Below are 9,828 nucleotides of genomic sequence, written 5' to 3'. Positions count from 1 at the left end.
TTGGCCGTGCCCTTCGGGGCTTGCAGAGCTTTCCGATCTCTGTGTTGGCTCCCCTCACCGGGCCATCGGCACGCCATCGGATCGCCGCCTTGACCTCGAAAAGCTCTTGTAAGCCAGAGGCCACTGAGGACTTAATCAGAGTCTCCCTAAGTTTTCTGTCGATGTAAATAAATTGAGCTGTAAATTGTGTCAATATCCAATCGAGTAGGCTTTGGGGTATTTGTAAATGCCGCGAATCCGCTGCAAATACTACAAGAAAACACGGCGGTTTTGTATTTGTTTACTTTGTAACATATTGAATAAATTGGAAAAAATAAAGGTGGTATGAATTCTGCGATGTGGCAGTCATCGAATGACTAACTGGTGACCCTATGAAAATGGAATACAAAAAAGCACCCCTGTTTTCCTCAATTTTGGTTTCTGCTGTTGTCGCGCTAAGCGGTTGTGGTGGTTCCGGCGACGCTTCGTCTGGCAATGCGCAAAGCTCGTCCAGTGTTGTTGCCTCAAGCAGTTCGAGTGTGTCGAGTTCGTCCAGCTCTCAGGCGCAAGCACAGGCACCTCTGGTGGCTGCGGGTGAGGATGTGAACGTCAGTGCCGGAGATACCGTTACCTTAATAGCCGAGGTTAGCGATGACGGTGAAATCACTTCGCAGTACTGGCGGCAATTATCGGGCCCTAGGGTGCCTGTGGAACCGGTAGACACAGCGAGCGTAGAGTTTACCGCTCCGGCCACTGGCGGAGCAGAAACGGCGACTCTGCAATTTGAGTACGTCGCCATTGATGACGAAACATTAACAACACGTGATACGGTCTTGGTTACCGTTGCACGGGTGAACCAGCCGCCCGTTGTTGAGCTGGGGCGATTTCGTTCCGTGCAAAACGAAGCGGAAATTACGCTGAGCGCCAACATTTATGACCCTGATGGCGACGTTCAGGATATTCTTTGGCAGCAGCTCGATGGCCCCAGTGTTAGCCTTGAAAACGCGGCGAGCGCCAAGCCTACATTCCTCGTTCCCGACAGCGAAACTGAGCAGCGCTTCCGGTTTCGGGTTTCGGCCACCGACAACGAAGGCGCGTCTGAATCCGACTCCATCACGGTTATTGTGACTACTGCGCAAGCGCCCAAAGTGACCTTAGACTTCCCTCCTGCTATCGGTGTATACGAGCAGGGTGACGTGGATGTCGTTGGTTCGGTAACGGCATCCGGGAGTGCACAAATTGATTCAGTGATGGTTGAGGGCGGCGTAGAAACCGTGTCCGTACCCGTGTCGGACTCGGGAGAGTTTCGCGTGCCCGATGTTCTACTGCCGACCGAAATTGATTCGGCGCTGTTAACCGTTACCGCCGTTGATAGTGAAGGGCGCTCTGGTTATGCCCAAACTGAACTGTATCGAAATAGTAGTGCCTCGGTTGGCAGCGGAGCTCGCTGGGTGCAGTCAACGGCAATGGTGCTTGCACCAAATCAGCAGGAGGTGTGGGTGTTGAGTGACGGTGAAGTGGAGTCTGATATCGCACTTATGAGCATTGATCTGGCAACAGGGGCTCGCAGCTATGCGGTGACGGATTTTGCCGAGGCGGAGCAAGGGCCTTCTTTGGAGCAGTTTTCGGACATGGTGTATGACCCCAAAAATCACGAATTCTACCTGTCGGGTTGGAGTGAGGTGACCGTTCAGGAACAAGAGCAGGAGCTCGTGCGTAACGAGGGCGGCGTGATCACTGTCGATGCTGCTACGGGAGCTCGCCGCGATGAAGTTGTTGCCATAGCCGAAGAAGGATTTGTCGAGCCCAGAGGCTTATTGCTTCACAATGAGCACTTGTACATCGCTGATTTTGGCGCAGGTCAGGTATTGGTGACCCAGTCTGACACCATGGAAGCTGGCGTGTTGGCCGATCATATGACTGTAGCTGAGCCGGTTACGGCGCCCGTGCAACTAAGCTGGAGTGAGAGTTTAAATGAGCTTTTAATTATGGAGACGAGCGCTTCTGCTGTCGACGCACTGGCGCTAGATACAAGCGAAGGTATCGCCACTTCACGTATGTTGTCCGAAGGCTCAAGCGTGAGTTTTGGGCCTATGCCACGAGAGTCCGCACTGGGCTTTGTTGTAAACCAGGCAGCGGATACGGGCTATATTTTAACGGAAGTTGACAACGGCATTATTGCGATAGATTTATTGACGGGTCAGCGTGACATCTTGCTGTCTAATGTCGATCCGCGCGAGGGTGCATCCGCCGATATGGCGTATTCGGCAGAGCGGAATCTACTGTATGTGGTGGGTGGTGAAAACTATTACCAGCAGTTGTTGGTGGTTGAGCCGGTCAGTGGTGACCGTGTTGTATTAAGCCGCAGTCAATTTTAACGGCTTAGCTGTTGCGGCGAGCTTGTTCGACCAAGACGGTTCCCCAGGCCCGCAGTTTTTCAAAACCGCCTAAGCACACGAGAACAGAAATAATGGCGGCAACTATGCCAGCTATGCCGAGCGCTTGGCGCTCGGCATAGCACGTCCAAATAAACTGCCCAACGCACAGTGTCGCAACGACCAACAACGTAGGTTTACGACCAATCAATCCGACAATAAAAACGCCCAGCGGCGCGCCCAAAGCTACGATAGGTGCAGCGGCCAACCAGTTTTCGTACACTCCGGGCTGCCAGCTGCCGGTCATTGATTTTATCGCCACACCGTATACTGAGTTGAAAGCCATAATCACCACCGAGGTGGGTATCGCGATTTTTAAATCGGCACGACACAGCAGTACCAGAGCTGCATAAATGACCATGTCGATGCCAACCCCAGTGACTGAGACGGCAAGGGCGCTGGATAAAATACCTAAGGTAAAGCCGACTTTTAAGTCCCAGCTTTCATCGAAATCCGTCATGCCCGTGTGACCGGCGATTTCGCCAATACGGTACAGATGAAGAAGACCAAAGCTTCCCCAAATCACGGCGAAAAATACTTTAATCCAGAGATCCTGAACCAGAGGAGCAAGCAACAAAATCCCGATGGGGGTGCCAATCAGGGCCCCGGCCATGGCTCCTTTTAGCAGCGCCCAAGCCAATGGTTGGCGCCTGGCAAAAATAAAAATACTGGCGCTAACCATACCAATAGATTGCACGGCAAAGCTGAAGTCGCGCCCCAAGCTGGCAGGCAACTCGAAAAAGAGTACCAGTACCGGAAAGCCTACGGTGCCACCACCCATAGGGGTAGAGCCAGCAGCGTAGCTGCCTACGGCCATAGCGGCGGCGATGGCCCAATGCTCTTTGGCGGCAGCCCATGCTCCGTCGGCCTGAATCAAGTAAAACCATACCAAATAGAACGCGGCCAGCCACAAAAACCAGATCCACAAATACGGCTTGGGTGGCGATTGTATCGACATGATGGCGCTGTGCTCCGGCTGGCATAGAGGGCGCATATGATACGGTAATCCGAAATCTGGCACACGCCTCGCAAAAATTTAGACGCCATTGTAGCCTTTACGATTGGATAATGATGCTACGCAAAGCCACTTTTTATGCCCCCCAAAATCCGCGGTGATCCCCTGATTTTGGTAGGCGTGGCCGGGGTAGCTTAGGTGGCTAGGCGAAGGCGGCTTATGATGGGGGATGATTTATGCGCCTAGCGATATTGTGCAGATGTGCTTAACTAAATAGAGTTCAAAAATAAAACCCGGGAGATTTAAATGGGCTGCAACTCAAGTCAAGCTGGCCCCACTGACTACACCGAACTGTCTTGCCAGGCTTGCCGCAATGGCGAGGCGCTAGGGTTTGATTTTTCTATGGCGTTTCAGCCCATTGTCGATGCCGGTCACCGGGAAATATTAGGTTATGAAGCCCTGTGTCGGGGGCTCGATGGTCAAGGCGCGATGTGGGTTATTGAGCAGGTCAACGACCACAATCTATATCGCTTCGATCAAACCTGCCGCGTCAAAGCCATCGAGTGGGCCTCAAAACTGGGGATTGAGGGGTATGTAAGTATTAACTTCATGCCAAATGCGGTATATCGTCCCGAGCTTTGCATACGCACTACTTTGCATGCTGCAAGTGAGTGGGATTTTCCCGTGGAGCGTATCTTATTTGAAATCACGGAAGCGGAACATGTGCAGGATAAGTATCACCTGCGCGACATAGTGCGCTACTACCAGGCTTCGGGCTTTAAAACCGCGCTCGATGACTTTGGTGCGGGTTATGCTGGCCTCAATATGTTGGCATCGTTTCAGCCTGATTTGTTAAAGATCGACCGGGAGCTGGTGATAGATATTGACCAACACCTGGCCAAGCAAGTGATTGTTCGGCACTTGCTTGCACTGTGTGATGAGCTCAACATTGTTCCGCTCGCTGAAGGGGTGGAAACTTTGGATGAATACCACTGCTTGTGTGACTTGGGGGTGGAACGTTTTCAGGGTTACCTGTTTGCCAAACCAGGTTTTGAAACATTGCCAACCGTTACCTGGCCATAATTGCAGTATTTACAATTCCTTGCGCTCTTTCGGGGCGCATAAAATTTCGATGCGCTCTCGCGGCCCGCACTATTCGGCTTTTTCATACGGTTTTTGGCTTTTTCTATAGATTGGAACAACCCTTGCCTAGAGTCTACTATCAGAGCTAGCAGGCTGACTCTGACTTTCACCTTAGGTTGCAAGGAGAACTATGACCTATCAGTGGCCGGAAATAATAAGCCAGGCTAAAGTGCTGCGCAGGCACTTTCACAGTGAGCCTGAGCTTGGTTGGCAGGAGCATGATACTGCCCAAAGAATACGCGATGAGCTGGATGCACTTGGCATTCAATGGCGCAGTTGTGCGGAAACCGGCACCCTGGCGACCCTCGCCAGTGCGGCCACCGGTTCTCATATTGCGCTGCGCGGAGATATTGACGCTCTACCTATTAATGAGCGAACCGGGCAGCCCTGGTCATCGAATCGCGATGGGTGCATGCATGCCTGCGGCCACGATGGCCACACCGCAGCGCTGTTGGCAGCAGCCATGTGGTTAAAAAAACACGAAGCCGATTTGCCCGGCCCCGTGACCTTACTTTTCCAGCCGGCAGAAGAGGGCGGCCATGGTGCGCGCGAGATGATTAACGATGGCGCGCTGGCCGGTGTTGACTGCATATACGGTTGGCATAACTGGCCGGCGATTGAGTTCGGCAAGTTGGTATGTCCCGACGGCATTGTTATGTGCGGCAATGGTACTTTCGAAATAACCCTTCACGGTGTTGGCGGCCACGCCAGTCAACCCGAACTGTGCAGTGACCCGGTTCTGGCCGTTGCAGCGTTGGTGCAGGCACTGCAACAAATTGTCAGCCGCCGGTTGGCGCCGCAACAGGCAACGGTGGTCAGTGTTACATCGATCGACGCGCCCAGTGGCCCCACGGTCATTCCGGAAGTCGCGAAAGTCGGTGGCAGTATTCGAGTCTCTGATCGCGCCGCCCGCGATCAGGTTAACCAACTTATTACCGATATATCGAAACAAGTGGCCAGCGCTTACGGCGTTAGGGCCGAGGTGGAGATAATTCCCCGCTACGATGCGACGATTAATCACGCTGAACCTGCACAAAAAGTTCGCGATACCTGGCCTTTAATGGGTGATGGCCTAAGCCTTGACGATGTCATTGCAGTACCGATTATGGCGTCGGAAGATTTTAGCTACTACCTTAAAGAAATTCCCGGTGCCTTTGCTCTGATCGGTGCCGACGATGGTGACAATCATCACTATGCTTGTCACAACCCGCAATACGATTTTAACGATCGTTTGATAGAACCTGTCGTGAAATTATTCAGTCAGTTAGTGGGAGCACCCATGCCGCAGTAAAACAATAGCTGGGCTCTTAAACCGTGTGATGTTAAGGAGAAGTTTATGAGTATTTTTGAAGCGCGTGAATCTGAAATTCGTGGCTACTGCCGAGTGTATCCCGTGGTATTTGATACGGCCAGTAACGCGGTTCAGGTTGACGACCAAGGCAAAGAATATATCGACTTTTTTGCCGGAGCTGGCGTGTTGAACTTTGGCCATAACAACGAACGTATGAAGCGTGCGGTTATTGATTACATTGAATCAAACGGCGTAACGCACAGCCTGGACATGCACAGTACGGCGAAGCGAACGTTTATGGAGAGGTTTACCAAAACCATTCTTGAACCACGTGATATGCCGCATAAGATGCAGTTTATGGGCCCCACAGGCACTAACTCTGTTGAAGCGGCTCTGAAGATCGCCCGTCGCGTGACTAAGCGCACTCAAATTGTAGCGTTTACTCATGGCTTTCATGGCATGACGCTGGGGGCTTTGGCGTGTACCGCCAATCAGGTGTTTCGCGCCGCCTCCGGCGTTCCCCTTCAGCATGTATCGCATTTTCCGTTTGGCTGTGAGAAAACTTGCAGTGGTTGCACCATGGGTTGCGGCAATGGTGTGATCGAGCAGATGCGATCGCTTTACAGCGATACATCCAGTGGCTTACAGCCACCTGCGGCCTTTTTGGTGGAAACCATTCAGGCCGAAGGTGGTGTAAATGTGGCCAGTAAAGAGTGGCTGCAAAGCTTGGCGGCCCTGGCAAAAGAGCTGGGTTCACTGTTAATTATTGATGATATTCAGGTGGGCTGTGGCCGCACTGGCTCTTTCTTTAGTTTCGATGGCATGGACATTGACCCTGACATTGTGTGCCTGGCTAAAGGCATTGGTGGCTGGGGTACGCCCATGGCGATGAATTTGGTTAAGCCCGAGGTCGATAAACACTGGAACCCGGGTGAACACACAGGTACTTTCCGTGGTCAGGGGTTGAGTTTTGTGGCAGGCTCAGAGGCGATTGGCTATTTCGAAACGCCAGAGCTTATGGACGAGGTCAAGGTCAAAGGCAAAATCATGCTGGATGCCATAGCTCCGTTGGAGAAAAAATACGATCAGGTGCAAATACGCGGGCGCGGAATGCTTTATGGCATAGACGTAGGCGATGGTGCCACGGCGAAAGCAATTGTTGCCGCCTGTTTTGACGATGGTTTACTCGTGTCTGCCTGTGGTACGGGTGGGCGTGTTATTAAATTGATTCCACCGCTTACCATTCCACAAGATCAGCTCGAATCCGCACTCGCCACCTTAGTGAAACACACCGAGAAAGTAATGGGAGGCGCCGCATGAAGCAACGCGATGATATGACGTTTCCGTACGAAGAGTACGAGCGAAGACTAAGCGCTTTGCGCGCGCGTATTGAAGAGCGCCACCTGGATGCGGTAGTCATTACCGACCCTGAAAACATTATGTACTTAACGGATTATCAAACCACTGGTTATTCGTTCTTTCAGGCGTTAGTGGTGCCCTTGGTTGACGAGCCTTTTATGATTACTCGCGCCATGGAGGAATCCAACATTTTTGCCCGCACTTGGGTGGAGCGCACCAGACCTTACCCGGATACTGGCGATGCGATTCAAATGTTGGTGGATGCACTGCGTGAATTTGGACTTTCCAAAAAACGCATTGGTTATGAACGCAACAGTTACTTCTTCCCCGCGTACCAGCAAGACACGATTCACACCACCTTAACCGAAGCCAAGCTGCTTGATTGCTTCGGTATTGTAGAGGAGGGGCGTGTGTGTAAATCGGCGGTGGAAATTGAGCTTATGCACAAAGCCGCCATCGCTACCGAGGCGGGTATGCACGCGGGAATTGAGGCCTGTAAGGCCGGAGCGACTGAAAATGATATTGCCGCAGCCGTCAGTGCCGGTATGTTCCGTGCCGGTGGCGAGCCGCCGGCGGTGATGCCCTATGTGACGTCCGGGCCGCGAACCATGATTGGTCACGCTACTTGGGAGGGGCGCACGGTACAGCCGGGCGAACATGTGTTTTTGGAGGTGGGCGGCTGTTACCGGCGATACCACACCGCCATGATGCGCACTGTGGTGCTGGGTGATTTAACCGATTCCATGTACAAGGCGCAGGAAAAAATGAAACATGCGCTGCACGCTGTGCACGAGTATTTTCAACCGGGTATGACAGTATCCGATGCCGACAATATTGTGCGCAATATTATTTCCGACAACGACGTCGGCGCGCGCTTGATTACTCGCTCCGGTTACGCCATTGGTATTGCCTTTCCACCCAGTTGGGATGAAGGCTATATCGTCAGTTTGAAGCAGGGCGAGTCAACCGTGCTGAAAGAGGGGATGACCTTCCATATTATTCCGTGGATGTGGGGCGTTGATGGCGACAAAACCTGTGGCATTTCCGACACCATTTACATTACCGATGAGGGATGTAAATCGTTCTTCACAATGGACCGCAACTTCACGGTTAAAAGTGACGAAGGTGCCAGTGTTGCTCAGTTGAGTGCGCAGCGCGCCAAGCAAAAGAAATCAGAAAAAGCTCCAGCCGCAGAAGGCGATAAAGACAAAAAGCAAGAGCCATAGGAGGCGAGATGTTAGTAGCCAACAACCCGTTTACCGGGGAGACAATTGCCGAATACCCCTCACTGGATGCCGAGCAAGTCAGTGAGCGAATCGGTCAAGCACACAGTGCGTTCGAGTCTTGGCGCAGTAAGTCATTTGCCGAGCGCGCTGACGTTTTAAAAGCGGTTGCCGCCGAATTGCGCAAGCAAAAACCCGCGATGGCTAAGCTAATGGCCGATGAAATGGGCAAGCCGGTACGTGAAGGTGAGCCCGAAGTGGAAAAGGCCGCCTGGTGTTCGGAGTATTACGCTGAACACGCCGAAGCTTACCTAACGGCTGAATCCTTGCCATCGGATGCCAGTCACAGTTATGTGTGCTATCAACCACTGGGAACGCTCTTGGGTATTCTGCCCTGGAACGCGCCCCTGTGGTTGGCCTTTCGCTACTTGGCGCCTGCGCTTATGGCGGGAAATACGTGTGTGATGAAACACGACCCCAACGTGCCTGCCAGTGCACAGGCCATTGCAGACGCCTTTGTTGCAGCCGGTGCGCCTGACAATATCATGGTGAATTTGCCGGTAGAGACCAGCCAGGTGGAAGCCGCTATTCGCGACCCTCGTATTGCAGCGGTCTCCTTTACTGGCTCGGCCGGAGCGGGGGCCAAAGTGGCGGCGGTAGCGGGCAGTGAAATTAAGCCTACAGTGCTGGAGTTAGGTGGCTCTGACCCCTGCATTGTCTTGGCCGATGCCGACCTCGAAAGCGCGGCTGATATCGCCGTACTATCGCGAATTATTAATGCCGGACAATCGTGCATTGCTGCCAAGCGGATATTGGTGGAGCAATCGGTGGTAGATAAATTTATCCCCATGTTAAAAGAACGGTTGCAAGCATTAAAACTCGGCGACCCGCAAAACCCGGACACGCAAATCGGCCCTATTGCACGTCGGGACTTACAGCTTAACCTGCATCGTCAGGTGAGCGAGACGGTTGATGCCGGCGCGATATGTGAACTGGGGGGCGAGCTGCCTGACAGTGCTGGGTATTTCTATCCGCCGACGTTATTGACCGGTGTCACCCCGAGTATGACGGCCTTTCACGAAGAAACCTTCGGCCCGGTAATGGCCGTTACCGCCGTTGCCGATATAGACGAAGCCATTGCTTTGGCCAACGACAGCGCCTACGGTTTGGGCGCTGCCATTTGGACGGCCGATGTTGCCAGTGCCGAAAAATGGGCGCTGCAAATCGACACGGGTCAGGTGGCTATTAACGGCATTGTTAAAACCGACCCGCGTTTACCCAGCGGGGGCATCAAGGGCTCGGGCTACGGCCGCGAGTTGGGGCCACATGGCATTAAAGAGTTTGTGAATGCCAAACAGGTTTGGGTTAAGTAGCTGGGTGACGGGTGACGGGTGACGGGTGACGGGTGACGGGTGACGGGTGACGTGCATTGTTGTCGCGCTC

At 52.9% G+C, this 9,828-nt stretch carries 7 protein-coding genes; 6 read left to right on the top strand and 1 reads right to left on the bottom strand.

Features of this window, described 5'->3' with window-relative positions; all coding sequences use genetic code 11:
* Nucleotides 1-371: 371 nt before the first annotated feature.
* Nucleotides 372-2,357 carry a PKD domain-containing protein gene (locus QWI17_RS16490; RefSeq protein ID WP_302723617.1) on the top strand — a complete coding sequence of 662 codons (1,986 nt, stop codon included), beginning with the start codon at nucleotides 372-374 and terminating at the stop codon, nucleotides 2,355-2,357.
* Nucleotides 2,358-2,361: 4 nt separating this feature from the next.
* Here the strand turns inward: QWI17_RS16490 and QWI17_RS16485 are convergent, their stop codons facing one another.
* A complete protein-coding gene (locus tag QWI17_RS16485; protein ID WP_302723616.1) occupies nucleotides 2,362-3,372 on the bottom strand; it encodes a sulfite exporter TauE/SafE family protein in 1,011 nt (336 codons plus the stop codon).
* 303 nt (nucleotides 3,373-3,675) lie between these two features.
* Between QWI17_RS16485 and QWI17_RS16480 the strand changes: the two genes are divergently transcribed.
* The 5 genes from QWI17_RS16480 (at nucleotide 3,676) to QWI17_RS16460 (ending at nucleotide 9,758) form a co-directional block, all read left to right on the top strand.
* On the top strand, nucleotides 3,676-4,452 hold the full coding sequence (locus QWI17_RS16480; RefSeq protein WP_302723615.1) for an EAL domain-containing protein: 777 nt from the start codon (nucleotides 3,676-3,678) through the stop codon (nucleotides 4,450-4,452).
* A 190-nt stretch (nucleotides 4,453-4,642) separates the two neighbouring features.
* Nucleotides 4,643-5,803 (top strand): N(2)-acetyl-L-2,4-diaminobutanoate deacetylase DoeB2, encoded by a 1,161-nt coding sequence (gene doeB2, locus QWI17_RS16475; RefSeq protein WP_302723614.1) that lies wholly within the window; start codon nucleotides 4,643-4,645, stop codon nucleotides 5,801-5,803.
* A gap of 45 nt (nucleotides 5,804-5,848) precedes the next feature.
* On the top strand, nucleotides 5,849-7,123 hold the full coding sequence (locus QWI17_RS16470; RefSeq protein WP_302723613.1) for an aspartate aminotransferase family protein: 1,275 nt from the start codon (nucleotides 5,849-5,851) through the stop codon (nucleotides 7,121-7,123).
* Nucleotides 7,120-8,388 carry an ectoine hydrolase gene (gene doeA, locus QWI17_RS16465; protein WP_302723612.1) on the top strand — a complete coding sequence of 423 codons (1,269 nt, stop codon included), beginning with the start codon at nucleotides 7,120-7,122 and terminating at the stop codon, nucleotides 8,386-8,388. Before QWI17_RS16470 ends, doeA begins: the two co-directional genes overlap by 4 nt.
* 8 nt (nucleotides 8,389-8,396) lie before the next feature.
* Nucleotides 8,397-9,758: an NAD-dependent succinate-semialdehyde dehydrogenase gene (locus QWI17_RS16460; RefSeq protein ID WP_302723611.1), complete on the top strand. Its 1,362-nt coding sequence runs from the start codon at nucleotides 8,397-8,399 to the stop codon at nucleotides 9,756-9,758.
* Nucleotides 9,759-9,828 lie beyond the last annotated feature (70 nt).

It is taken from the genome of Gilvimarinus gilvus (assembly GCF_030518155.1).
GTDB lineage: Bacteria > Pseudomonadota > Gammaproteobacteria > Pseudomonadales > Cellvibrionaceae > Gilvimarinus > Gilvimarinus gilvus.
This window is presented reverse-complemented; position numbering and strand designations above follow the sequence as displayed.